Annotated in this window: 20 protein-coding genes and 1 pseudogene; 10 read left to right on the forward strand and 11 right to left on the reverse strand. The window is 72.1% G+C overall.

Annotated elements, in window-relative coordinates; translation table 11 throughout:
• The first annotated feature begins 29 nt into the window (after positions 1-29).
• Positions 30-398, forward strand: coding sequence for a DUF1844 domain-containing protein (locus tag ACZ7L5_RS23610; protein WP_365062143.1), 369 nt, complete (start codon positions 30-32; stop codon positions 396-398).
• Between the two features lie 34 nt (positions 399-432).
• On the opposite strand, the gene ACZ7L5_RS23615 is transcribed toward ACZ7L5_RS23610, so the two are convergent.
• Entirely contained in the window at positions 433-1,164 is a 732-nt protein-coding gene (locus ACZ7L5_RS23615; RefSeq protein WP_471518614.1) for an SseB family protein, read from the reverse strand.
• A gap of 148 nt (positions 1,165-1,312) precedes the next feature.
• On the opposite strand from ACZ7L5_RS23615, the gene ACZ7L5_RS23620 reads away from it, so the two are divergent.
• On the forward strand, positions 1,313-2,245 hold the full coding sequence (locus ACZ7L5_RS23620) for a serine hydrolase (protein WP_471518615.1): 933 nt from the start codon (positions 1,313-1,315) through the stop codon (positions 2,243-2,245).
• Here the strand turns inward: ACZ7L5_RS23620 and mycP are convergent.
• Both mycP and ACZ7L5_RS23630 read right to left on the reverse strand, forming a co-directional pair.
• Entirely contained in the window at positions 2,242-3,453 is a 1,212-nt protein-coding gene (gene mycP / locus ACZ7L5_RS23625) for a type VII secretion-associated serine protease mycosin (protein ID WP_471518850.1), read from the reverse strand. The two genes, ACZ7L5_RS23620 and mycP, sit on opposite strands and share 4 nt — an antisense overlap.
• A 20-nt stretch (positions 3,454-3,473) precedes the next feature.
• On the reverse strand, positions 3,474-5,261 hold the full coding sequence (locus tag ACZ7L5_RS23630) for a hypothetical protein (RefSeq protein ID WP_471518616.1): 1,788 nt from the start codon (positions 5,259-5,261) through the stop codon (positions 3,474-3,476).
• Between the two features lie 280 nt (positions 5,262-5,541).
• Between ACZ7L5_RS23630 and ACZ7L5_RS23635 the strand changes: the two genes are divergently transcribed.
• Positions 5,542-6,744, forward strand: a complete 1,203-nt coding sequence (locus ACZ7L5_RS23635) for an amino acid deaminase/aldolase (protein WP_471518617.1) — start codon at positions 5,542-5,544, stop codon at positions 6,742-6,744.
• An 81-nt stretch (positions 6,745-6,825) separates the two neighbouring features.
• Here the strand turns inward: ACZ7L5_RS23635 and ACZ7L5_RS23640 are convergent, their stop codons facing one another.
• The 3 genes from ACZ7L5_RS23640 to ACZ7L5_RS23650 are packed head-to-tail and all read right to left on the reverse strand — an operon-like array spanning position 6,826 to position 10,351.
• Positions 6,826-7,608: a 3-oxoacyl-ACP reductase gene (locus tag ACZ7L5_RS23640; RefSeq protein ID WP_471518618.1), complete on the reverse strand. Its 783-nt coding sequence runs from the start codon at positions 7,606-7,608 to the stop codon at positions 6,826-6,828.
• Entirely contained in the window at positions 7,605-8,978 is a 1,374-nt protein-coding gene (locus ACZ7L5_RS23645; RefSeq protein ID WP_471518619.1) for an aldehyde dehydrogenase family protein, read from the reverse strand. Before ACZ7L5_RS23645 ends, ACZ7L5_RS23640 begins: the two co-directional genes overlap by 4 nt.
• 8 nt (positions 8,979-8,986) lie before the next feature.
• The gene (locus ACZ7L5_RS23650) at positions 8,987-10,351 is read right to left on the reverse strand and encodes a glutamine synthetase family protein (protein WP_471518620.1); all 1,365 of its coding nucleotides are present in this window, start codon (positions 10,349-10,351) and stop codon (positions 8,987-8,989) included.
• Between the two features lie 86 nt (positions 10,352-10,437).
• Here ACZ7L5_RS23650 and ACZ7L5_RS23655 point away from each other — a divergent pair, with 86 nt between their 5' ends.
• The 3 genes from ACZ7L5_RS23655 to ACZ7L5_RS23665 all read left to right on the forward strand — a co-directional run bounded on the left by ACZ7L5_RS23655 (position 10,438) and on the right by ACZ7L5_RS23665 (position 13,533).
• Positions 10,438-11,184 (forward strand): FadR/GntR family transcriptional regulator, encoded by a 747-nt coding sequence (locus tag ACZ7L5_RS23655; RefSeq protein ID WP_328882785.1) that lies wholly within the window; start codon positions 10,438-10,440, stop codon positions 11,182-11,184.
• A 167-nt stretch (positions 11,185-11,351) separates the two neighbouring features.
• A complete protein-coding gene (gene eat / locus ACZ7L5_RS23660) occupies positions 11,352-12,797 on the forward strand; it encodes an ethanolamine permease (protein WP_362381070.1) in 1,446 nt (481 codons plus the stop codon).
• Positions 12,798-12,834: 37 nt separating this feature from the next.
• Positions 12,835-13,533 carry a gamma-glutamyl-gamma-aminobutyrate hydrolase family protein gene (locus tag ACZ7L5_RS23665; RefSeq protein ID WP_471518851.1) on the forward strand — a complete coding sequence of 233 codons (699 nt, stop codon included), beginning with the start codon at positions 12,835-12,837 and terminating at the stop codon, positions 13,531-13,533.
• A gap of 79 nt (positions 13,534-13,612) precedes the next feature.
• Here ACZ7L5_RS23665 and ACZ7L5_RS23670 read toward each other — a convergent pair whose 3' ends face one another.
• Positions 13,613-14,536, reverse strand: coding sequence for a LysR family transcriptional regulator (locus ACZ7L5_RS23670; protein WP_471518621.1), 924 nt, complete (start codon positions 14,534-14,536; stop codon positions 13,613-13,615).
• Between the two features lie 70 nt (positions 14,537-14,606).
• Here ACZ7L5_RS23670 and ACZ7L5_RS23675 point away from each other — a divergent pair, with 70 nt between their 5' ends.
• Positions 14,607-15,731: a TDT family transporter gene (locus ACZ7L5_RS23675; RefSeq protein WP_471518622.1), complete on the forward strand. Its 1,125-nt coding sequence runs from the start codon at positions 14,607-14,609 to the stop codon at positions 15,729-15,731.
• Here the strand turns inward: ACZ7L5_RS23675 and ACZ7L5_RS23680 are convergent.
• The 4 genes from ACZ7L5_RS23680 to ACZ7L5_RS23695 all read right to left on the reverse strand — a co-directional run bounded on the left by ACZ7L5_RS23680 (position 15,643) and on the right by ACZ7L5_RS23695 (position 20,361).
• Positions 15,643-16,365, reverse strand: a complete 723-nt coding sequence (locus ACZ7L5_RS23680; RefSeq protein WP_471518623.1) for a helical backbone metal receptor — start codon at positions 16,363-16,365, stop codon at positions 15,643-15,645. The genes ACZ7L5_RS23675 and ACZ7L5_RS23680 overlap by 89 nt on opposite strands.
• The gene (locus tag ACZ7L5_RS23685; protein ID WP_471518624.1) at positions 16,365-16,934 is read right to left on the reverse strand and encodes a helix-turn-helix domain-containing protein; all 570 of its coding nucleotides are present in this window, start codon (positions 16,932-16,934) and stop codon (positions 16,365-16,367) included. The genes ACZ7L5_RS23680 and ACZ7L5_RS23685 overlap by 1 nt, the downstream gene beginning before the upstream one ends.
• Positions 16,935-17,468: 534 nt before the next feature.
• Positions 17,469-19,292 carry an ABC transporter permease/substrate binding protein gene (locus ACZ7L5_RS23690; protein ID WP_471518625.1) on the reverse strand — a complete coding sequence of 608 codons (1,824 nt, stop codon included), beginning with the start codon at positions 19,290-19,292 and terminating at the stop codon, positions 17,469-17,471.
• Entirely contained in the window at positions 19,285-20,361 is a 1,077-nt protein-coding gene (locus ACZ7L5_RS23695; RefSeq protein ID WP_471518626.1) for a quaternary amine ABC transporter ATP-binding protein, read from the reverse strand. Before ACZ7L5_RS23695 ends, ACZ7L5_RS23690 begins: the two co-directional genes overlap by 8 nt.
• 170 nt (positions 20,362-20,531) lie before the next feature.
• Here ACZ7L5_RS23695 and ACZ7L5_RS23700 point away from each other — a divergent pair, with 170 nt between their 5' ends.
• From ACZ7L5_RS23700 to ACZ7L5_RS23710, 3 genes and pseudogenes are all read left to right on the forward strand, one after another.
• On the forward strand, positions 20,532-21,461 hold the full coding sequence (locus ACZ7L5_RS23700; RefSeq protein ID WP_471518853.1) for a 5'-3' exonuclease: 930 nt from the start codon (positions 20,532-20,534) through the stop codon (positions 21,459-21,461).
• A 169-nt stretch (positions 21,462-21,630) separates the two neighbouring features.
• Positions 21,631-22,476 (forward strand): siderophore-interacting protein, encoded by an 846-nt coding sequence (locus ACZ7L5_RS23705; protein WP_328882777.1) that lies wholly within the window; start codon positions 21,631-21,633, stop codon positions 22,474-22,476.
• A 162-nt stretch (positions 22,477-22,638) separates the two neighbouring features.
• A pseudogene (locus ACZ7L5_RS23710) lies at positions 22,639-22,899 on the forward strand (amino acid permease); the annotation flags it as partial.
• Positions 22,900-22,910 lie beyond the last annotated feature (11 nt).

Consider the following 22,910-nt stretch of genomic DNA (forward strand, 5'->3'; position numbering starts at 1 on the left):
GGGCCGCCACGGCACCTATCGTGTCAGGCATGAGTGAGACCTCCCCCTCCGGCTCCGCCGAGCAGCCCGACTTCAACGAGATGACCCGCGACATCGCCGAGGTCCCGGCAGTCGAGGTGATCGTGACGGTCGCCGTCAACCTGATGAGCGCCGCCGCCGTGAAGCTCGGTCTGACCGAGGAGGGCGACAAGTTCAAGGACCTGGACGAGGCACGCAAGCTCGTGCACGCCCTCGCCGGTCTGCTGGACGCGAGCACGACCGAGATCAGCTCCTTCCACGCGGCGCCCCTGCGCGACGGTCTGAAGTCGCTGCAGCTGGCCTTCCGCGAGGCGTCGATCGTCCCGGACGAGCCGGGCCAGGGCCCGGGCGAGAAGTACACCGGCCCGATCTACGGCTAGCCCGGCGGCGGGTCCGTCCGCCGGATCCGTCCGCTCATCCGCGTACGAACAGGGGCTCGCCCGGTGGCGTCGCCTCGGCCGGCAGCAGTGCCAGGTCGAGGCCGTGCACCAGGCGGGCCCTCAGTGTTGCGTCGGCGGCGAGGCGCTCAGCCACCGCACGCGCGGCCCGGGCCGGGGGCTCGGACGGGTCCAGTACGAGGGCGAGGGTGCCGTCGGCCTGCCCCGGGCCGAGGTGGGCGCGCAGGACGGCGGGCTCGGCGGCGACGGCGGCGCGTACTGCCGCCAGCACGGCCGGGTCGGTGAGCGGGTCGGTCGTCGTACGGCCCTCGGCGAGCGCGAGCAGTGAGCGCCCCGACAGCTCGAACGGCACCGGGCCGGCCATGTCCAGCACGATCGTGTCCGCCTTCTCGTGCGCCGCGGCCTGCAGAGCCTGGTGCAGGGGTACGGCGACGGGGCGGGCCGCCGGGTCCCAGCGGGCGAGCGACTCGGTGGATGTGAAGGCGGGCAGGGCGGTGCGCTCGCCGGCCTTCAGGGTCGGTACGGCCATGTCGCTGGTCTTCTCACGGCGCAGCCCGTTCTCGTCCTCCTCGACCTCGCCGAGGACGGCCACGACGGGGACGAGCAGCCGGGCAGCCTTGAGCGCCTCCAGGACCGGGCCCTCGGCGGTGCGGTCCTCGGCCCAGGCGGCGAGCGCGGCGCTCAGCCGGGGGTCGGCGGAGCCGTCGTCGTCGGAGAAGAGAGAGTCGGGAATGTTCTTGTTCGCCACGGTCACCGACCCTATCGGGGGGATGCTGCTGCGCTTGTGCGGCCCCGGAAACGTCGCTGTGACGCCCTCACCGGATTCTCAGTTCTCCCTGACACAGATCTAACGTCCGTCTAACGGCCCGCACAGTCGCCGCCCCGACGATCGCGGGATGGAGTCCCCCAGAGCTCGCGCCCGCCGGCGACGCCGGTCACTGCTGTTCACAGCGCTCGCCCTCCTCACCGTCGTCGGCGGTGCGGCCGCGGGGACCGTGTATGTGAAGGCTCAGGCGCACTCGGGCAAGAGCCCCGTATCGTCGGCGTCGGTGTCGGTTCAGGCAGGGGAGGAGGCTTCCGTGGAACCCGTGGCGCAGCCGGCGGTGGACCACGACGCGGCCCTTGCCGAGGCCATGGCGTCGGTGACCGTCGAGGACGGCGCCGAGGTGTCCGTGGCGGTGCTGGATCCGGCGTCCGGTGAGAGCGCCACGTACGGCAGCGGCAGCTTCGACACGGCGAGCGTCGTCAAGGTCAACATTCTGGCGGTACTGCTGCTCCAGGCACAGGACGCGCGGCGACAGCTGACGGCGGCGGAGAAGTCGTACGCGAGCGCGATGATCGAGAACAGCGACAACGCCTCCGCATCTCAGCTGTGGCGGGCCATCGGGGAGGCGGCGGGGCTGGACGCCGCGAACAAGCGGCTCGGGCTCACCGCGACCGAGGGCGGTGACGGGATGCTGTGGGGGCTGACGCAGACCACCGCCGACGATCAACTGCGGCTGTTGCAGCAGGTGTTCGGGGAGGACTCGGAGCTGAGCGAGGCCTCGCGGACGTATCTGCGGGGGCTGATGGGGGCGGTCGCCGTCGACCAGCAGTGGGGCGTGTCGGCCGTGGCCGACGACTCCGCGTGGGCGTTGAAGAACGGCTGGCTGCCGCGTACCGCCACCGGGCTGTGGGACATCAACAGCATCGGGCGGGTGACCGTGGACGGCCGCGCGTATCTGGTGGCGGTGCTGTCCGGCGGCAACTCGACGAAGTCGAAGGGGATTTCGCTGGTCGAGGCGGCGGCCGGGGCGGCGGTGTCGGTGTTCACCGGACCCGGCCGCTAGAACTCGCGGCGTCCGCGTCGGCCCCGCCACACCACGACCGCCGAGACCAGCAGCAGGCCGCCGGCGCCGCCCGCGAGGGGGGCCGTCCAACTCGACGCGTCGTCCCCCGACTCGGCGGCGTCGGGACCCGAGCCGAAGTACTCCTCGCCGTAGGCCGCCGGCTGAAGCTTCTCCCGTTCCATGCGGGAGGCCTCCTTGATGGCGGCGGCCGGGTCGATGAAGCCGTAGCCGCGGGAGTCGTCGCGGCCGTCGGCGGGGGCGTTGCGGGCCGTGTCCTCCAGGAGCTTCTTGATCTGGGCCGGGGTCAGGCCCGGGTGGGCGGACTTGACCAGGGCCACCGCTCCGGAGACGAAGGCGGCCGCGGCGCTCGTCCCCCAGCCCTCGTAGTACTTGTGGTCGGGGTCGGCGATGACGACGTTGACGCCGGGGGCGCTGACGGTGGCATACCAGCGGCGGGTGGAGAAGGAAGCGCGGGTGCCGAACTTGTCGACAGCGGTGGCGGCGATGACGCCCGGGTAGGCGGCCGGGTAGGAGATGTGGTCGCCCTTCTCGCCGCCGTTGCCGGCCGAGGCGACGACGACGGAGCCCTTCTTCAGGGCGTACTGGACGGCCTCGTCCTCACCGGCCTCGGGGTGGGCGGACTTGGAGTCGTCGCCGAGGGAGAGGTTGATGACGTCCGCGCCGTGGTCGGCCGCCCAGCGGATGCCTTCGGCGAGGGCGTTGCCGCGGCTGCTGCGGGCCTTGGCGCGGGCGGGGTCGCCGTCCTCCAGGATGACGCGGACGGGGAGGATCTTGGCCTCCGGGGCGATGCCCATGACGCCGTCGCCGTTGCCCGCCCCGTGTCCGTGCCCGGCGATGATGCCGGCCATCGCGGTGCCGTGCCGGGCCCAGGCGCGGTCACCGCGCTCGGCTCCGAAGCCGACCATGTCCTTGCCTTCGAGGACGTTGCCGGCCAGGTCGGGGTGGTCGGCCTCGACGCCGGTGTCGAGGACAGCGACGGTCATGCCCTTGCCCTTGGTGGTCTGCCAGGCCTCCTCGGTGTGCATGGCGTCCAGGGCCCACTGCTGGGCCCGTATGGAGTCGGCGTGCGCGGCGGTGGGCGGCAGGACAGCGAGGCAGGCGCCGAGGAGGACGGCGAGGGAGCCGGTCCGGCGGGTCAGGAAGGTCTTCACAGTCCTGGTCACGGCGCCGGCCGCCGCGCTGTTCATGCCGGTGTTCGTGCGGGTGCTCATGACGGCTGCTCCGTGGACGTGCCGACGTTCTTGCGCAGGGAGCGCTCGACGCGGTCGGCGAGACCCTGTGCCTCGTGGCCGAGGCCGGCCTGGGCGACGGCCGTGGTGTCGCCGGACTCCATCGCCTGCCTGGCGGGCTCGGGCTCGTCGACGGTGCGGTCGTCGGCCCAGCCGGAGACGGCGTAGACGACGACCGGGGCGTCGGTGAGGACGGAGACGGTCCAGGAGGCACGCTGTTCGTCGCCGAATCCGGCGGCCGGGGTGCCCTTCGCGGCGTAGGGGCGGGGCATCAGGTCCGTACGGCGGTCCAGGCCCTCTTTGGTGAAGCGGGTGTCGAGCGAGCGCATGGCGGTGGCGTCGGCCGTGGTGAAGAGCAGGCCGACGGTGGTGACGTAGCTCTGGGTGGCGTCGATGTAGGTGGCGCGCAGCAGGCGCTCGCAGCCGACGGTGGACAGAGCCTTGCGCAGGAGCGGGTCGAAGGCGTTCGCGCAGCCCGTGTCGGGGGCGACGGCGATCCGCGTCCAGGTCCGGTCGGCGCCACCGGGGCCGGCGCCCCGGCCGATCACGGTGGGCGGGAACAGCTGGTCGACGGGAACGCTGTGCCACAGGCTTCCGGCCGCGGCGAAGGTGTCCTGCGTGCCGCCGTCGCCGGGCTCGCCGATCAGCCAACTCCCGGTCACGGACCCGCCGATGAGCCCCAGCCCGAGCACGACACAGGCTGCTGCCGCGGCGACCCGCGGCCTGATCCGCAGCCCGAGGGGCCGCGGTCGCGCCTGCTCGTCGTACCCCTCGGGCTGCCCGAACGAGACGACCGGCCGCCCGGCCCCCGGGCTCCCGCCCGGCGCCATCGGGGCGCTCCAGGAGAGCGACGGGTCCGGGGAGAACGCTGCGGAGCCGTGGCCGTTCGAGGAGTGGCCGGCGTGCGTGGAGTGCTGAGTGTCGGGCGAGGCGCCGGCGGGGGCCGAGGCCGCGTATCCGCGTGCCTCCGACCCCTTCCCTGCCGAAGGCCGGGGTGCGGGACGCTGCGGGGGCAGCGGGACGGAAGCGGGACTGCGAGGGGGCTCGCCGGGGGCGGAGCCGGGGCGGGTGGCGGGCTTGGGGGGCATGCCGGCCGAGCTCTGCGCGGGGCCGGGAGCCGCGTGCGGGGGCATGGCGCCGGGGCCCTGCGTGGCGGCGGTGGCGGCGTGCGGGGGCATGGGGCCGGAGCCCTGCGCCGGTCCGGTGGACGGCCGCTGGGGCACGCCGGCAGAGCCCGGCGCCGGTCCGGAGCTCGCATGCGCCCTGCCGGAGCCCGCCTGCGGACGCTCGGTCGGCTGGGGGCGTTCGGCGTACGGGCGGTTGCCCTGCGCCGGTGACGGGGCCGGGGTCGTTCGGATCGGGCGGAGTCGGAACGTGGTCTCCGCTGCCGTTTCCGCGGGAGCGGCCGGGCGCCGGGGCGGGGAGGGACGCTCGGGCGGGCGGGGCTGCGTATCGCCGGGTGCGCTGTCGCGGTGCAACGATCCGCCACTGTCCCGACGTCCGGCCGACGGCGGGGTGTCCGGGAAGCGTGCCGAGGCCCGGGGCGGCGGCGGGGCCGTCGCAGCGGTGTCCGCGGCGCTCGGGGTCTGGCGGGGCTGCGCACCGGAGGCCGCGGCCGGGCCACCGTCCTGCTGCTCACCCTGTGTGTCGGCGGACGTCGGAGGCTCCGCGGGTCTCGGCGGGGTCGACGGGCGGGGCGGGGTGGCGGGCGGTGGCGGCGTCGAGGGGCGTGGAGGGATGGGGGCGCGCCGCGCTTCCGTGCTCATGCACCCCCCGTTTCCTCGTGTCCGGGCCCGTCCTCGTGCGCGGGGCCGTTGTGCCGTTCTCCCTGGGCCCGGCCCGGCGCGGACTCGTCCGACCAGGCACGCATACCCGCACAGATGGATCGTCATCCCGGCGCGCCGAGCGGCCGGGGATGTTCCCCACATGCGTGCGCGTCACTCTACGGGTTGATCCTGGGCGAACGGGAACCAGTCCGGGACCCCGTGTGCATCTGCCCGGAACATCCCCCTACCCTGCGGTAATCCTGCATGGCAGGCTTCGTTCATGACTGCGCGCGCCGCCGACCGGGCCCGTTACGACCGGGCCACCGCCCATCTCGACGCCCCACTCGCGATCGTGGACCTGGACGCCTTCGACGCCAACGCCGACGACCTGGTCCGCCGGGCCGGCGGCAAGCCCATCCGGGTCGCCAGCAAGTCCGTACGCTGCCGTGCCCTGCTCGAACGCGTCCTCGCGAGGGACGGCTTCGCGGGCCTCATGTCCTTCACCCTCGCCGAGTCCCTGTGGCTGGCCCGCTCCGGGTTCGACGACGTCCTGCTCGCCTATCCGTCCGCCGACCGCGCCGGGTTCGCCGAGCTGACCGGTGATCCCAAGCTCGCCTCCGCCGTCACCGTGATGATCGACGACCCGGCTCAGCTGCGGCTCATCGACGAGGCCCGGGCCGGCGGGCGGGAAGTGGTCCGGGTCTGCCTGGAGTTGGACACCTCGCTGAGGCTGTTCGGCGGCCGGGTGCGCGTCGGCGCCCGGCGCTCGCCGCTGCACTCCCCCGCCCAGGTCGCCGACATGGCCCGTGCGGTCGCCCGGCGGCCGGGGTTCGAGGTGGTCGGGATCATGGCGTACGAGGGGCACATCGCCGGGGTCGGGGACTCCTTGGCGGGGCGGCCGCTGCGGTCGCGTGCCGTACGGCTGATGCAGGCGGCCGCCCGCCGGGAACTCGCCGAGCGGCGGGCCGAAGTGGTGCGGGCCGTCCGGGCCGTGGCGCCCGGGCTGGAGTTCGTCAACGGCGGCGGGACCGGCAGTGTGCAGTTCACCGCTGCCGAGGACTGTGTCACGGAGATCGGGGCCGGGTCGGGACTGTACGTGCCGCGGCTGTTCGACAACTACACGTCCTTCAGCGGGCGTCCGGCCGCGCTGTTCGCCCAGCCCGTCGTGCGCCGGCCGGGGGTCGGGGTGGTGACCGTCCTCGGCGGCGGCTACCCGGCCTCGGGTGCGGCCGGACCCGACCGGCTCCCGGTGCCGTATCTGCCGGAGGGCCTGAGGTACGACCCTCAGGAGGGGCCCGGCGAGGTGCAGACGCCGCTGCTCGGCTCCCCCGCCGACGATCTCCTGCTCGGCGACAAGGTGTGGTTCCGGCATGCCAAGGCCGGTGAGCTGTGCGAGCGGTTCGACACGCTGCATCTCGTCGAGGGCGACACGGTCACGGCGACCGTGCCGACGTACCGGGGTGAGGGCCACACCTTCCTGTGAGCCGGGACGGCTCCGGCGGCGGTGCGGGCGACGGCTCGGGGCCGCCGCCCGCGGGCATCGCCGGCGCTGTCCGTGGGGCGGCTACAGCGGTGTGACGTACGCCCCGGAGATTCCGCCGTCGACCAGGAAGTCGGTGGCGTTCACGAACGAGGAGTCGTCGCTGGCCAGGAAGGCAACGGCGGCGGCGATCTCCTCGGCGTCGGCGAAACGGCCCACCGGGATGTGGACGAGCCGGCGCGCGGCGCGCTCGGGGTCCTTGGCGAACAGTTCCTGGAGCAGCGGGGTGTTGACCGGTCCCGGGCACAGGGCGTTGACCCGGATGCCGTCGCGGGCGAACTGCACGCCCAGCTCGCGGGACATGGCGAGGACGCCGCCCTTGGAGGCCGTGTACGAGATCTGGGAGGTGGCGGCGCCCATCTTCGCCACGAAGGACGCCGTGTTGATGATGGAGCCCCTGCCCTGCTGCCGCATGTAGGGGATCGCGGCCTTGCAGCACAGATAGACCGAGGTGAGGTTGACCTCCTGGACACGCTTCCAGGCGTCCAGGCCGGTCTCCAGGATGGAGTCGTCGTCGGGCGGCGAGATGCCCGCGTTGTTGAAGGCGATGTCGACGCTGCCGTAGGTGTCGTACGCCGTCCTGAACAGCGCCTCGACCTGCTCGGGATCGGTGACGTCGACCTTGACGAAGGTTCCGCCGACCTCCTCCGCGGCGGCCTTGCCGCGCTGCTCGTCGACGTCGCCGCAGACGACGTGGGCGCCCTCGGAGGCGAGCCGGCGGGCGGTGGCGAGGCCGATGCCGCTGCCGGCTCCGGTGATGACGGCGGTACGGCCGACCAGGCGTCGGCAGACAATCTGTTCGGTCACTGTGCGGGGCCCTCCGTGCTGATGAAGACGTTCTTGGTCTCGGTGAAGGCGGTCAGGGCGTCCGGGCCCAGCTCGCGGCCGATGCCGGACTGTTTGAAGCCGCCGAAGGGGGTCCAGTAGCGGACGCTGGAGTGGGAGTTGACGGACAGGTTGCCGGCCCGGACCGCCTGGGAGACGCGCAGGGCACGGCCGACGTCACGGGTCCAGATGGAGCCGGAGAGGCCGTAGTCGGTGGCGTTGGCGAGGCGGACGGCGTCGGCCTCGTCCTCGAAGGGGATCACGACGGCCACGGGACCGAAGACCTCCTCGACGGCCACGCGCGCGTGCGGGTCGACGCCGGTGAGGACGGTGGGCGGGAACCAGAAGCCGGGGCCCTCGGGGGCCTTGCCGCGGATGCCGTCGAGGTCGTCGGTGGCGTACGAACGGACCCGGTCCCGCTGGACCTTGGAGATCAGCGGGCCCATGTCGGTCTTCTCGTCGGCCGGGTCGCCGACCGTCACCGCCTCGATCGCGGGGCTCAGCAGCTCCAGGAAGCGGTCGTGGGCGGAGCGCTGGACGAGGATGCGGGTACGGGCACAGCAGTCCTGGCCGGAGTTGTCGAGGAAGGCCATGGGAGCCGCAGCGGCGGCGGCCTCGATATCCGCGTCGGCGAAGACGATGTTGGGGCTCTTGCCGCCGAGTTCGAGGGTGACGCGCTTGAGCAGGGCCGACCCCTTTGCCAGCACCTGCTTGCCCACGGCCGTCGACCCGGTGAAGACGATCTTCGCGACGCCCGGGTGTTCGACGAGGGCGTTGCCGGCGACGGGCCCGCGGCCGGGCAGCACCTGGAAGAGACCCTCGGGAAGGCCTGCCTCCAGGGCGATTTCGGCCAGGCGCAGGGCGGTCAGGGGGGTCGTCTCGGCGGGCTTGAGGACGACCGCGTTGCCGGCCGCGAGCGCCGGGGCGGTGCCCCAGGCCGCGATCGGCATCGGGAAGTTCCAGGGCGCGATGACGCCGACGACGCCGAGGGGTTCGAGGATCGTCACGTTCAGGCCGCCGGGAACCGGGATCTGCTGTCCGGTCAGCCGCTCCACTCCCCCGGCCGCGTAGTCGAGCAGATCGCGGACGTTGCCCGCCTCCCAGCGGGCGTTGCCGACGGTGTGCCCGGCTTCCCGGACTTCCAACTGGGCCAGTTCTTCGAGGTGTTCGTCGACGGCGACGGCGAACCTGCGCAGCAGTCGGGCACGCTCGCCGGGGGCGAGCGCGGACCACACGGCCTGCGCCTTCGTGGCACGTACGACCGCCGCGTCCACGTCGGCCGCGGTGGCGGCCGGGACCGTGGCGACGACCTCTTCGGTGGCCGGATTCAGTACCTGGAGCTGGTCGGACAAGTGGTGCCTCACATGCGTTCGAAGGAGCGGCGCAGCTCCCAGTCGGTGACCGCGGCGTCGAAGGCGTCCAGCTCGACGCGCGCCATGTTGCGGTAGTGGGCGACGACCTCGTCGCCGAATGCGGCCTTGGCGATCGGGCTGTTCTCCCAGAGCTCGGCGGCCTCGCGCAGGGTCGTGGGGACGTGCTCGAAGCCGGCGGTGTAGGCGTTGCCGGGGCAGGGCTCGGGCAGCTCCAGCTTCTGCTCGATGCCGTACAGGCCGGCCGCGACCAGGCCGGCCACGGCGAGGTGCGGGTTGACGTCCCCGCCGGGCAGCCGGTTCTCGAACCGCATCGAGCGGCCGTGGCCGACGACGCGCAGGGCGCAGGTGCGGTTGTCATAGCCCCAGGCGACTGCGGTCGGGGCGAAGGAGCCGGGCTGGAACCGCTTGTAGGAGTTGATGTTGGGCGCGTACAGCAGGGAGAAGTCCCGCAGCGCGGCCAGCTGGCCGGCGAGGAAGTGGCGCATGACGTCCGACATGCCGCCTTCGCCGTCGCCCGGCATGGCGTTGTCGCCGGCCGTGTCCGCGAGGGAGAGGTGGATGTGGCAGGAGTTGCCCTCGCGCTCGTTGTACTTGGCCATGAAGGTGATCGAGACGCCCTCCTGGGCGGCGATCTCCTTGGTGCCGGTCTTGTAGATCGCGTGCTGGTCGCAGGTGACCAGGGCGTCGTCGTACTTGAAGGCGATCTCGTGCTGGCCGGGGTTGCACTCGCCCTTGGCGGACTCGACGACGAGGCCGGCGCCCGCCATCTCGTTGCGGATGCGACGCAGCAGGGGCTCGATCCGGCCGGTCCCCAGCACCGAGTAGTCGATGTTGTACTGGTTCGCCGGCGTGAGCCCTTGGTAGTTCGCGTCCCAGGCCTGCTCGTAGGTGTCCTTGAAGACGATGAACTCCAGCTCGGTGCCGACCTTGGCGGTGTACCCGTGCTCGGCGAGGCGCTCCAGCTGGCGGCGCAGTATCTGGCGGGGCGCGGCGACCACGGGTGAGCCGTCGCTCCAGGCGAGGTCGGCCACGAGCATGGCGGTGCCGGCGTTCCAGGGGACGCGGCGGAGCGTGGCCAGGTCGGGGTGCATGGCGAAGTCGCCGTAGCCGCGGTCCCAGGACGACATCTCGTAGCCGTCGACGGTGTTCATCTCGGTGTCGACGGCGAGGAGGTAGTTGCAGCCCTCGGTGCCGTGGTGGAGGACATCGTCGAGGAAGAAGCGGGCGGCGAACCGCTTGCCCTGGAGCCGCCCTTGCATATCGGGGAAGGCCAGGACGACAGTGTCGATCTCACCGCTCGCGACGAGGGCGTGCAGCTCCTCGACGCTCAGCGGGGGTGTGCGGTCTGCCACGGGAGAGCCTCCATTCGGCTACTTCGGTCAGCCGGGAGCCATAAGGTATTGCTGATGACCATTGCTTGGGAAGGGGGTACGGCCACATGTCGCAGACGGACACGGAGCACGGGGCGCCCGGGGCCGACGACCGGCTGACGTCGGTCCTGCGGCCGGTGCGGGCCGGCAACGGCTTCGAGGAGGCCCTGGAGCAGATCCTCCAGGTGGTCCGGCTCGGCCTGGTGCCGGGCGGCGAACGGCTGCCCGCGGAGCGCGAGTTGGCGGACCGGCTGGGGATCAGCCGGGTGACGCTGCGCGAGGTGCTGAAGGTGCTCCAGGACCAGGGGCTGGTCGAGTCGCGGCGCGGGCGCTACGGCGGAACGTTCGTGCTGCCGCGGCCCGTGACGCCGGGCGAGGAGGAGCTGCGCCGCCGCCTCAAGGACGTCGACGTCGAGGACGCGCTGCGCTTCCGCGAGGTCCTCGAGGTGGGTGCGGCCGGGCTGTGCGCGGCGCACGGCCTCGACGAGGAGCAGGCCGACCGGCTCCGTGCGGCCCTGACCCGCACGCACGACGCCCCGCTCTCCGAGTACCGCCGCCTGGACACGCTGCTGCACCTGACGCTCGCCGAGCTGTCCGGCTCCCCCACGCTCACCGCCCAGTACGCGGCCGTCCGCGCGACGGTGAACGACCTGCTCGACTGCATCCCGCTGCTCGTGCGCAACCTGGAGCACTCGCAGCGCCAGCACACCGCCCTGGTGGAGGCCGTGATCGAGGGGAACGCCGAATGCGCGCGGGAGATCATGCGCGAGCACTGCGGGGGGACGGCGGCGCTGCTGCGAGGCTTCCTGGGCTGACCGCGGCCGCGCCCGCCGACGAGTGGATTTACAGGCGATTAACGCAAGGGTCTTGCCTTTGAGCGGTCGACACCGCAAAGGTATGCATCCATTCCATTGAGCCGGAGCCCGGTCGACCCCACCGTGCCCGGAAGAGCCCGGTGTCCATCGCACGTGGGGAGTTGGCCATGTCCCTCGAATCCACAAGCACACCCGCCGCCGCTGAGGCGGACGACTATCTCAAGCGCAGAGCACTGCGCCGCGGCAGCGCCGGCTGGGTGCTGCTGACCGGTCTCGGCGTCGCGTACGTCGTCTCCGGCGACTACTCCGGCTGGAACTTCGGCCTGGCGGAAGGCGGCTTCGGCGGCCTGGCGATCGCCATGGTGCTCATGGGCGCGATGTACGCGTGCATGGTCTTCGCCCTGGCCGAGCTGTCCTCGATCCTGCCGACGGCGGGCGGCGGCTACGGCTTCGCCCGCCGCGCCCTGGGCCCCTGGGGCGGCTTCCTGACCGGCACGGCGATCCTCATCGAGTACGTCCTCGCGCCCGCCGCCATCGTCATCTTCATCGGCGACTACGTCGAATCGCTGGGCCTGTTCGGCCTGGAGTCCGGCTGGCCGATGTACCTGGTCTGCTTCGCGATCTTCCTCGGCATCCATCTCTGGGGCGTCGGCGAGGCGCTGCGCTTCAGCTTCGTCGTCACCGGCATCGCGGTGGTCGCCCTGATCGTGTTCGCGCTGGCGGCGCTGCCCGACTTCTCCTTCGGCTCGCTGGACGACATCCCGGTCGACACGTCGGCCGCGGGGTCCAGCTCCTGGCTGCCCTTCGGGCTGCTCGGGATCTGGGCGGCGTTCCCCTTCGGGATGTGGTTCTTCCTGGGCGTCGAGGGGGTGCCGCTGGCCGCCGAGGAGACCAAGGAGCCGGCCCGTACGCTGCCGAAGGCGATCCGCTGGTCGATGGCCATTCTCGTGGTGCTGGCCGTGGTGACCTTCTTCGCGGCGGCCGGTGCACGCGGCTCGGCGGCGATCCAGGAGGCGGGCAACCCGCTGGTCGAGGCGCTCCAGCCGGACGGCGAGGCGACGACGCTGAGCAGGATCGTAAACTACGCGGGCCTCGCAGGCCTGGTGGCGTCATTCTTCTCCCTCATCTACGCGGGCTCGCGCCAGCTGTTCGCCCTGTCCCGAGCGGGCTACCTCCCCCGCTTCCTCTCCCTGACCAGCAGCCGCAAGGCGCCGTACCTGGGTCTCCTGGTCCCCGGCACGATCGGCTTCCTGCTGGCTGCGATCTCGGGCGACGGCGCGCGGATGCTGAACATCGCGGTGTTCGGCGCGACCATCTCCTACGCGCTGATGTCCCTGTCGCACATCGTGCTGCGCCGCCGGGAGCCGGAGCTGGCACGGCCGTACCGCACGCCCGGCGGGGTGCTGACCTCGTCGGTCGCCCTGGTCCTGGCGTGCGCGGCGCTGGTGGCGACCTTCCTGGTGGACGTGACGGCGGCCCTGATCGCGCTGGCGGTGTACGTGGTGGCCGTCGGGTACTTCGGCCTCTACAGCCGTAAGCGACTGGTGGCGAAGGCGCCGGAGGAGGAGTTCGCGGCGCTGGCGGCCGCCGAGGCAGAGTTGGCACGGGACTGAACGCTTCGCCGTGAATTCGCTGTGAAGGGGTACGAGCATCGTGGGCAGGCCGTTGATCGGGGTCAGCACCTATCTGGAGTCGGGTGCGCGCTGGGGTGTGTGGGAGCTGGAGGCGGCGCTGCTGCCGGTCGGCTATCCACGGCTGGTGCAACGGGCGGGCGGACTCGCCGCGATGCTGCCGCCGGACGACCCGGCGCACGCCGCGGCAGCGGTGGCCCGCCTTGACGGGCTGGTCATCGCGGGCGGGCCGGACGTCGAGCCGGTGCGGTACGGCGCCGAACCGCACCCCCGCACCGGGCCGCCCGCGCGGGAGCGGGACGCCTGGGAGCTGGCCCTGATCGACGCTGCGCTCTCGGCGGGGGTACCACTGCTGGGGATCTGCCGGGGGATGCAGCTCCTGAACGTCGCCCTCGGGGGCACGCTCGTGCAGCACCTCGACGGGCATGCGGACGTCGTGGGCGTCTTCGGCAGCCACACCGTCAAGCCGGTGCCGGGGACTCTGTACGACGGGGTCGTGCCGGAGGAGACGTCGGTGCCCGCGTATCACCACCAGGCCGTGGACCGGCTGGGTGAGGGGCTGGTGGCATCGGCGTACGCGGAGGACGGGACGGTGGAGGCGGTGGAACTGCCGTCGGCGGCGGGGTGGGTGCTGGGGGTGCAGTGGCATCCGGAGATGGGGGTGGATGTGCGGGTGATGGGAGGGTTGGTGAAGGCGGCTGCGGGCGCGGGTGCGTGACGCGGAGACGGTTCGAATCCGACGCCGGCCCAGGCAATCCGGCCGGTCCGGCGCTTGAGGACGAGGCCGTTCAGGCCGGCTACCCCCGGGTCAGCGACAGCAACTCCCTCGCCGGTCCCACCGGCCGGTGCCCCGTCGGCCACACCGCCCGCAGGTCCCGCGCCAGGGACACGTCCGCCAGCGGCACACTCACCAGCCGCCGCATCGAAAGCTCCTCACCCACCGCGAGCTCGCTCAGCACCGCGGGTCCCGCCCCACTCACCGCCGCGGCCTTGACCGCAGTGGTCGAGGACAGCTCGATCAGCGGCCGGGCCAACCCGCCCAGCGCCACGTCGAGGACCTGCCGCGTACCGGAGCCCTTCTCGCGCAGGATCAGCGGAGTCACCGCCAGCTCGGACGCCTCCAGCGGGCTCCGCCGCCGGGCCCAGGCGTGCCCCGGCGCCGTCACCACGATCAGGTTGTCGTGGGCGATGACCACGGAGTCCAGCCCGGAGGGGACGGTGAGCCCCTCCACGAACCCCAGGTCCGCCTCGTCCGCCAGCAGCCGTTCCGCGACGGCAGCCGAGTTCCCGGCGAGCAGGGACACCGCAGTGTCCGGGCGCTGCGCGCGCAGGGCGAGGAGCCACCCCGGCAGCAGATACTCCGCGATCGTCATGCTGGCGGCCACCCGCAGCCGCGAGTCCCGTCGGTCCCGCAGCGCCTGCGCCCCCACGTCGAACGCCTCCGCGGCCTCCACGATGCGCCGCGCCCAGTCCGTCACCAGCGCCCCGGCGTCCGTGAGCCGCGACCCTCTCGGCGACCGGTCCACGAGCGCCACTCCCAGCTGGCGTTCCATCGACCGGATACGACTGCTGGCCGCAGGCTGGGTGATCCCCAGCTCCCGCGCCGCCCCACCGAGACTCCCGAGCCGCGCCACCGCCAGCAGCAGCTCCAGCGCACCGAGCTCCGGAACGCGATGCGCCAGGGTTTCCGTACGAAACTGCCCCTCCGCCGCCTCTGTCATAAGCCCAGTTTATGTGCTCATAGAGGCAGACTCCCTGGTCGTGGTCCACGCAGCGCGCGAGGCTGAGCATATGGTCACCGCCGTCCGTCATCTCGGACCCCATTGGTACGCCGCCGTCATGGGCACCGCCGCCGTTGCCACCGCCGGAGCCGGGCTGCCGGTCCACGTCGCCGGTCTGCGTACCGTCTGCACGGCCGTCTGGGCCCTCTCCCTCGTCCTCCTCGCCACTCTGCTCGCGGCCCGCGCCCTGCACTGGACCCACCATCGTGACCAGGCCCGCGCCCACCTCCTCGACCCGGCCACGGCGCCGTTCTACGGGTGCCTCGCCATGGCCCTGCTGGCCGTCGGCGGCGGTGCGATCACCGTCGGACGGGACTGGATCGGGACCGGAGCAGCCGTCGCGCTCGACGCCGTGCTGTTCAGCGCCGGTACGGTCGTCGGGCTGGCGGCCGCGGTCGCCGTGCCGTATCTGATGGCCGTACGCCATCGCATCGAGCCCTCGCAGGCCACGCCGGTGTGGCTGCTGCCGCTCGTCGCGCCCATGGTGTCCGCCGCGCTCGGGCCGCTGCTCGTGCCGCATCTGCCGGCCGGGCAGGCCCGCGAGACGCTGCTGCTGGCCTGCTTCGCGATGTTCGGGCTCAGTCTGCTCGCCACCCTGCTGATGCTGCCGATCGTCTTCGCGCGGCTGATCACGGGGGGTCCCCTGCCCCTCGTCCTCACGCCGACCCTGTTCCTGGTGCTGGGTCCGCTCGGGCAGTCCACCACCGCCGTCGGCACGTTCGCGGACGTGGCCCCGGGCGTGGTCCCGGAACCGTACAGCGAGGGCTTCGGCATTCTCGCCGTCCTGTACGGCGTCCCGGTCATGGGCTTCGCGCTGCTGTGGTTCGGGCTCGCCACCGCGCATGTCGTACGCGCCCGGCGGCACGGCATGGGCTTCGCGATGACCTGGTGGGCGTTCACCTTCCCGGTCGGCACCTGCGTGACCGGCGCCGAGGCACTGGGGCGGCACACCGGGCTCGTCGTCTACGAGGCGCTCGCCGTCGGGCTGTACGTCGTACTCGTCGGCGCCTGGCTCGTGGCTTCGGTGTGCACAGCGCGCGGTCTGCTCAGCGGCGTGCTGCTCGCAGGGCCTCGGCCAGCATCCGTGGTGCGTCGGCCAGTGACGGGCCGTACCACGTCAGGTGCCGTCCGCTGACCAGCGCGCAGGGCAGGCCGGCAAAGGCCTCCGGGCCGTCGTCGGCCGTGAAGCGGTACGGCTCGTCGGGGAGGACGACGACGTCGGGGGCCGCTGCGCGCAGCTCGTCCAGGGGGATGCGCGGGTAGCGGTCCTCGTGCGTCGCGTACAGGTGATCCACGCCCAGGCGGGCCAGGACGTCACCGGCGAAGGTGTCGCGGCCCAGCACCATCCAGGGACGCCGCCAGATCGGGACGACGGCCGTCGTACGGCGGTCCGGGGGCGGGAGCGCCGACCACATGTCCGCCGCCTCGTCCAGCCACCGTGGGCGGGACCCGACTCCACAGGCGGCCAGGACCCGCGCCAGCTCACCGAAGGCCTGCGGCACGTCCCGCACCTCGGTCACCAGGACCTCGACGCCGGCCGTGCGCAGGGCGGCGAGGTCGGGCTCGCGGTTCTCCTCCTCGTTGGCGATCACGAGGTCGGGGGCGAGGGCGACGATGCGGTCGACCTCGGGGTTCTTGGTGCCGCCGACGCGGGTGACGTCCAGGCCGGCGGGGTGGCTGCACCAGTCCGTGGCGCCGACGAGGACGCCGGGAACGGCCGAGACGGCGACGGCCTCCGTCAGGGACGGCACCAGGGAGACGACGCGCATCAGCGTCCCGGCCGGTCCCGGACCGCCTCGATGTGTTCCGCCACCGCGACGACGACCACGCGCGTGTCCGGCACGGTCGCCCGCCAGCGGTGGCGCACCCCGCCGGTGAGGTACAGGGTGTCACCGCGGCCGAGGCGGTACGCGCGGCCCTCGGCCTCGATCTCGACGGCGCCGTCGGCGACGTACATCAACTGGTCGTTGCGGAACTGGAATTCACGGCCCGCGTCATGGTCGCCGGTGAACTCCGAGGCGTGCATCTGGTGATGACCCCGCACCAGGGAACGCGCCCGGGGGGCGGGCCCCCACTCGCTGCCGTCGGCGCGCACGACATCGACGCTGCACGCCGGGTCGGCGGCGGCGAGGAGTTCGACCGCGGTGGTACGCAGGGCGTCGGCGACCTTTTCGAGGGAGCTTCTGCTGGGGCGTGCCCGGTCGTTCTCGACCTGGCTCAGGAAGGGCACCGACAGGCCGCTGCGCTCGGCCACGACGGCGAGGGTGAGCGCGAGGGCGCGACGGCGCCGACGCACGGCCGCGCCCACTCGAAGGGGCTGTTCTTTGTGGTCGCCCATCGCTCCGGCTCCCTCCTTCGCTCGTCGGTCCAGGGTCCTCGCGCCCGCCGCCCGGCGCACACCTTCTGTTGGGTTCTCTGCACCCTACGCATGTTCGGCAAACCGTTTCATGCGCCTGTCACATCGACGACACGTCGGGGGGAGTACGACCCACCGGTTCGCGCCAGCGGATCGGCTCCGCCGATAGGCCGGGTACCCCTGTGCCGCCCCTGACTCCCGCTCAGTACGCGAGAGTCGTTGTTCAGTTCAATGCGTCGGGGCTCTCCCGTGTTCCCTCGCCTCGTACGGGGTGGAGTGCCTGGTCAGCGGGGTTGTGCGGGGGTACAGGACCGGCCTTGAAATCGGTGCCGGGGGCGCGGAGTTGGCGGGGCCGGGCTCGGGTGGTGGGGTAGCGCTGCGTGGTTGGCCGGATCCTTTTCGTAGGCATGCCATGCGCCTATGCGGCCCGGCATACCGCGAGGGGTGGGTCCGTCGTACGCAGGGGAAGACGTACGGCGAGACCCACCCCTCGGGCGGCGGTCCGGGGCTGTCAGGTCACCCGGCCGCCTTGCTCATCTCCGACCCGGCGACCGGAGCCCACTTGTCCACCAGGCCCGGGTTCTGCTTCAGCCAGGAGCGGACGGCGTCCTGCTCCTTGCCCTTGCCGGCCTTGGTGATCTGCGACTCCAGGCTGGTCAGCTGCTTCTCCGTCATGGAGAAGTTGTTCAGCCACTTGCCGACCTCGGGGTTGTCGTCGGCGAAGCCCTTGCGGGCGAGGGTGTGCACGCCGTCGCCCTTGCCCCAGGCGCCCTTGGGGTCCTTGAGCTTCGTCAGGTCGTAGTCGCTGTACGCCCAGTGCGGCGACCAGAGCGTGACGGCGATCGGCTCCTTCTTGGCGTACGCGCGCTTGAGCTCGGCCAGCATCGCGGGCGTGGAGCCGTCGACGACCTCGTACGAGTCCTCCAGGCCGTACTCCTTGAGGACCTTGTCCTTGAGCAGGCCCATCATTCCGGCGCTCGGCTCGATGCCGATGATCTTGCCCTTGAACTTGGAGGCGTTGTTCTTGAGGTCCTCCAGGGAGTCGACGCCCTTGACGTACGACGGGACGCTGAGCTCCAGGGAGGTGGGGCCGTACCAGGAGCCGAGGTCCTCCAGCTGCTTGCCGTACTTCTTCCAGTACTCGGCGTGCGTGGTGGGCAGCCAGGAGTCCGTCTCGAAGTCGATCTGACCGGTGGCGAGGCCCGTGTAGAGGGGGCCGGCGGAGTACTGGCTGGTGGTGACCTCGAAGCCGCGGCGCTCCAGCAGTTCCTTCCACAGGAACGTGGAGGCGATGCCCTCGTCCCAGGGGATGTAGCCGAGCTTGAGCTCCTTGCCCTTGCCGACGTTCGTGGCGGAGGCCTCGGCGGTGCCCGCGGAGGGGCCGAAGACGCCCAGGCCGCCCGCGACGAGAGCCAGGACGGCCACGCCGGCGACGGCTACGACCGGGCGGGGCCGGTGGTTCCAGACCTTGACGCCGCCCGTGGCGCGGGCCTTGGCGGCGGCACGGCGGCCGAGCGGGGAGATCTGGGCACCGAGCGCGCCGGTGATGCGGTCCAGGTAGATGGCGAGGACGACGATGCCGACGCCCGCCTCGAAGCCGAAGCCGATGTCGAGCTGGCCGATGGCCTCGTTGACCGCGCCGCCGAGGCCGCCGGTGCCGACCATGCCGGCGATGACGACCATCGACAGGCTCAGCATGATCACCTGGTTGATGCCCGCCATGATGGTGGGCAGGGCGAGCGGCAGCTGGACCCGCAGCAGGGTGTCGCGCGGTGCCGTACCGAACGCCTCGGCGGCCTCGACCAGTTCCGCGTCGACTTGGCGGATGCCGAGCTCGGTCATGCGGACGCCGGGCGCGAGCGCGAAGATCAGGGTGGCGATGACGCCGGCGGCGGTGCCCAGGCCGAAGAACAGGATGGCCGGGATCAGCAGCACCATCGACGGCATGGTCTGGAGCAGGTCCAGGACGGGCCGTACGGCCGCGCTGACCGCCTTGGAGCGGGCCGCCCAGATGCCCAGCGGGATCGAGATCACCAGGGCGATCACCGTCGCGACCAGCACCAGGGCCAGCGTCGACATGGCCCGGTCCCACAGTTCGAGCGAGTCGACCAGTGCGAAGCCGGCGAAGGCCAGGACGCCCGGGACCAGGCCGCGCAGCCACCAGGCCAGCACGGCGAGGATGCCCGCGAGGAGCAGGGGTTCGGGCGCGGTCAGGACGGCGTTGACGGCGTCGTACATGCCCTCGACGACCGCCTTGATGGCGTCGAAGAGCCAGGACATGTGGGTGACGAGCCAGTCCACGCCGGAGTCGACCCAGTCCCCGAGATTCAGCCTAGGCACGGGCGGCCACCTTCCCGTCCGGGGTGTCGCAGGGCGCTGGTTCGGCACTCTCGTCGCCGAGGAAGCCGACCAGCCGCTGCCGCGGCACGACGCCTATGACCTTGTTGTCCTCGTCCACGACCGAGACGCGGTGCGACAGCCGGGCGCTGATGGCGCACAGCTCCGCGAAGGTCGTCTCGCCGGTCGCGGTCTCGCAGGCGCACAGAGGGGTGTCGGCGGTGACCGTGGTGTCCATCAGGGCGCTCGCGGTGAGCACGCGGGACCGGTCGACATCCTGGATGAAGGAGGCGACGTAGTCGTTCTCCGGGCGCAGCAGGATGTCCTCGGCCGTGCCGGTCTGCACGATGCGGCCGTCGCGCATGACGGCGATACGGTCGCCCAGGCGCATGGCCTCATTGAGGTCGTGGGTGATGAAGACGATCGTCTTCTTCAGGGAGCGCTGCAGCTCCAGCAGCTGGTCCTGCATGTCGCGGCGGATCAGCGGGTCGAGCGCACTGAAGGACTCGTCCATCAGGAGCAGGTCGGCGTCGGTGGCGAGCGCGCGGGCGAGGCCCACGCGCTGCTGCATGCCGCCGGACAGCTCGTCGGGCCAGGAGTTCTCCCACCCGGCCAGACCGCACAGGGCCAGCGCCTCGCCGGCGCGCTTTTCGCGCTCGGCGCGGGGCACGCCCTGCACGGCCAGGCCGTAGGCGGCGTTCTCCAGCACGCTGCGGTGCGGGAAGAGCGCGAAGTGCTGGAAGACCATGCTGATCTTCCTCGCACGGACCTCGCGCAGCTCACGGTCGCTGATCGCGGTCAGGTCCTGGCCGTCGAAGCGGACGTGCCCCGCGGTCGGCTCCAGCAGTCCGTTGAGCATGCGCAGCAGCGTGGACTTGCCGGACCCGGACAGGCCCATGACGACGAAGATCTGGCCCGGCTCCACGGTGAAGGAGGCGTCGATCACGGCGGCGGTGGTGCCGTCCGCGCGCAGTTCCTCCCGGTCGGCTCCCTGGCGGAGCCGCGCTACGGCCTCGTCCGGTCGTCTGCCGAACACCTTGTAGAGCTGTTCGGCCTCTAGCCTGGATGACACGTGTACCTCTTGTCTCGACGGCAAAGGAAGTGAGTGACGGCCGCAACAGTTGAATACGCAAGCGACGTCACTCCGGGAGCGCGCCTGCCCTGCCTCCCCGGACACAAACGCACAAGTGGTGCAGGCCACAGCCGCTTCGATCAGGGCCGCTGTCAGTGCCGTACGGCATGATGCGTGGCGTGACCGGACGACTGATGCTCCTCGACACCGCCTCGCTCTACTTCCGCGCCTACTTCGGCGTCCCGGACTCCGTGAAGGCCCCGGACGGCACGCCGGTGAACGCCGTGCGCGGGCTCCTCGACTTCATCGACCGCCTGGTCAAGGACCACCGCCCGGACGCGCTGGTGGCCTGTATGGACGCCGACTGGCGGCCCCAGTGGCGGGTCGATCTGATCCCCTCCTACAAGGCGCACCGCGTCGCCGAGGAGCGCGAGGCGGGGCCGGACGAGGAGGTGGTGCCCGACACGCTGTCGCCGCAGGTGCCGGTCATCGAGGAGGTCCTGGATGCCCTCGGCATCGCGCGTGTGGGGGTCGAGGGGTACGAGGCGGACGACGTGATCGGCACGTTCACCGCGCGGGCGAAGGGCCCGGTCGACATCGTCACGGGCGATCGCGACCTGTACCAGCTGGTGGACGACGACCGTGGGATCCGGGTGCTGTACCCGCTCAAGGGTGTGGGCACCCTCCAGCTCACCGACGAGGCGTGGCTGCGCGAGAAGTACGGCGTGGTCGGCCGCGAGTATGCCGATCTTGCGCTGCTGCGCGGTGACCCGAGCGACGGCCTGCCGGGTGTGCCCGGGATCGGCGAGAAGACGGCGGCGAAGCTGCTCGCCGAGTTCGGCGACCTGGCCGGGATCATGGCGGCGGTCGACGACCCGAAGGCGAAGCTCACCCCCTCGCAGCGCAAGCGTCTGCACGAGTCCCGGCCCTATGTCGCCGTCGCACCGACGGTCGTGCGGGTCGCGGCCGACGTCCCGCTGCCCGACGTCGACACGACGCTGCCGCGTGCGCCCCGGGATCCGGCGGGGCTGGACGAGCTGGCGCTGCGGTGGGGGCTGGGCGGGTCGCTGCAGCGGCTGCTGGTGACCCTGGGGGCGTGAGGACATCAGGGCGCGCACGGTGCCCCGATCGTGCGCATGGGGCTCGTTGCGCGGGGAAGTCGGTCCCTGCGTGCGCGACATGCACCATTTCATGAACGTTCAGAGCGACATTCGCCTGAGGGAGATGCTAACTTAGGTAAACCTAAGCTTGGAATGAGGGAGGCCAGCGATGGCACTACGCCCTGCCCGCAAGCCGCGGAAGCCCCACAGCGCGCAGGTCATCCGCACCGAACGGCTGACCCCGCACATGCAGCGTGTGGTGCTGGGTGGCGACGGGCTCGCCGAATTCGCGGCGGACACGTGCACCGACCATTACGTGAAGATGCTGTTCTCCCCCACGGGCGTGGACTACCCCGAGCCCTTCGATCTGGAGCGCATCCGCGAGGAGTTGCCGCGCGAGCAGTGGCCGGTGACGCGGACGTACACCGTGCGGGCGTGGGATCCCGAGCACCGTGAGCTGACGCTGGACTTCGTGCTGCACGGCGACGAGGGCCTGGCCGGCCCGTGGGCCATGCGCGCCCATCCGGGCGAGACCGTGCGTTTCATGGGCCCCGGCGGCGCCTACGCCCCCGATCCGGACGCCGACTGGCATCTGCTCGTGGGGGACGAGAGCGCGCTGCCCGCGATCGCCCGCTCCCTCGAATCGCTGCCCGACGGCGCCAAGGCGTACGCCTTCGTGGAGATCGCCGGGCCCGAGGAGGAGCAGAAGATCGACTCCGACGTCGAGGTCGTCTGGCTGCACCGCGGCTCGCGTCCCGTCGGCGAGGCGCTGGTCGAGGCCGTACGCACACTGGAGTTCCCCGAGGGCCGGGTGCACGCGTTCGTGCACGGCGAGGCGCACTTCGTGAAGGAACTGCGTCAGTTGTTGCGGGTCGAGCGCGGCATGTCCCGCGAGGACCTGTCGATCTCCGGCTACTGGCGGCTCGGCCACGACGAGGACGGCTGGCAGGCCTCCAAGCGGGACTGGAACGCGCGGATCGAGGCGGAGCAGGAGGGGTCGGCACCGGCCGCGTAGCCTGCGTACCTCCAAGGGGCGGCACCTTCGAAGGTGCCGCCCCTTCGCTGTGCCCGGACGATCGCGAGCGCCCTGCCCCAAGGATCGCGAGGCGCTCGGCGGCGTGAGGACTTGGGCCCGGCCCGGACATGCCCTCGTCATGCGGACGGAACAGCGCGTCCCCTGGGCCGCTGGGGCGTCCCGGTCAACGCCCTCGCGCTCCTGTACGGCCTTTTCATGACCGTCAACCTGGCCTGGCCGCGGGCGGCGGTGTACGACCCGGCGGGCGGGCACTGGTACTTCCAGTACTTCACCGTGCTGTTCCTGGGCGTGACAGTGGTCGCCGGAGTGGGATCCCGGGCGTACCGCCGGCGCGGCGCGGCCTCGACGGCCGTACCGGAGGCGGCGGTCGGGGAAGCGGCGGTTGGAGAAACGGCCGGATAGCCGGGCGCGGC

It is taken from the genome of Streptomyces sp. NPDC107528 (genome assembly GCF_055639295.1).

What these genes read in the sequence shown, in the direction of transcription:
- ACZ7L5_RS23610 (WP_365062143.1), top strand. Translation starts at nt 30, where the DNA reads ATGAGTGAGACCTCCCCCTCCGGCTCCGCCGAGCAGCCCGACTTCAAC.
- ACZ7L5_RS23620 (WP_471518615.1), top strand. Translation starts at nt 1,313, where the DNA reads ATGGAGTCCCCCAGAGCTCGCGCCCGCCGGCGACGCCGGTCACTGCTG.
- mycP (WP_471518850.1), bottom strand. Translation starts at nt 3,453, where the DNA reads ATGAACAGCGCGGCGGCCGGCGCCGTGACCAGGACTGTGAAGACCTTC.
- ACZ7L5_RS23630 (WP_471518616.1), bottom strand. Translation starts at nt 5,261, where the DNA reads ATGAGCACGGAAGCGCGGCGCGCCCCCATCCCTCCACGCCCCTCGACG.
- ACZ7L5_RS23635 (WP_471518617.1), top strand. Translation starts at nt 5,542, where the DNA reads ATGACTGCGCGCGCCGCCGACCGGGCCCGTTACGACCGGGCCACCGCC.
- ACZ7L5_RS23655 (WP_328882785.1), top strand. Translation starts at nt 10,438, where the DNA reads ATGTCGCAGACGGACACGGAGCACGGGGCGCCCGGGGCCGACGACCGG.
- eat (WP_362381070.1), top strand. Translation starts at nt 11,352, where the DNA reads ATGTCCCTCGAATCCACAAGCACACCCGCCGCCGCTGAGGCGGACGAC.
- ACZ7L5_RS23670 (WP_471518621.1), bottom strand. Translation starts at nt 14,536, where the DNA reads ATGACAGAGGCGGCGGAGGGGCAGTTTCGTACGGAAACCCTGGCGCAT.
- ACZ7L5_RS23675 (WP_471518622.1), top strand. Translation starts at nt 14,607, where the DNA reads ATGGTCACCGCCGTCCGTCATCTCGGACCCCATTGGTACGCCGCCGTC.
- ACZ7L5_RS23680 (WP_471518623.1), bottom strand. Translation starts at nt 16,365, where the DNA reads ATGCGCGTCGTCTCCCTGGTGCCGTCCCTGACGGAGGCCGTCGCCGTC.
- ACZ7L5_RS23685 (WP_471518624.1), bottom strand. Translation starts at nt 16,934, where the DNA reads ATGGGCGACCACAAAGAACAGCCCCTTCGAGTGGGCGCGGCCGTGCGT.
- ACZ7L5_RS23700 (WP_471518853.1), top strand. Translation starts at nt 20,532, where the DNA reads ATGCGTGGCGTGACCGGACGACTGATGCTCCTCGACACCGCCTCGCTC.
- ACZ7L5_RS23705 (WP_328882777.1), top strand. Translation starts at nt 21,631, where the DNA reads ATGGCACTACGCCCTGCCCGCAAGCCGCGGAAGCCCCACAGCGCGCAG.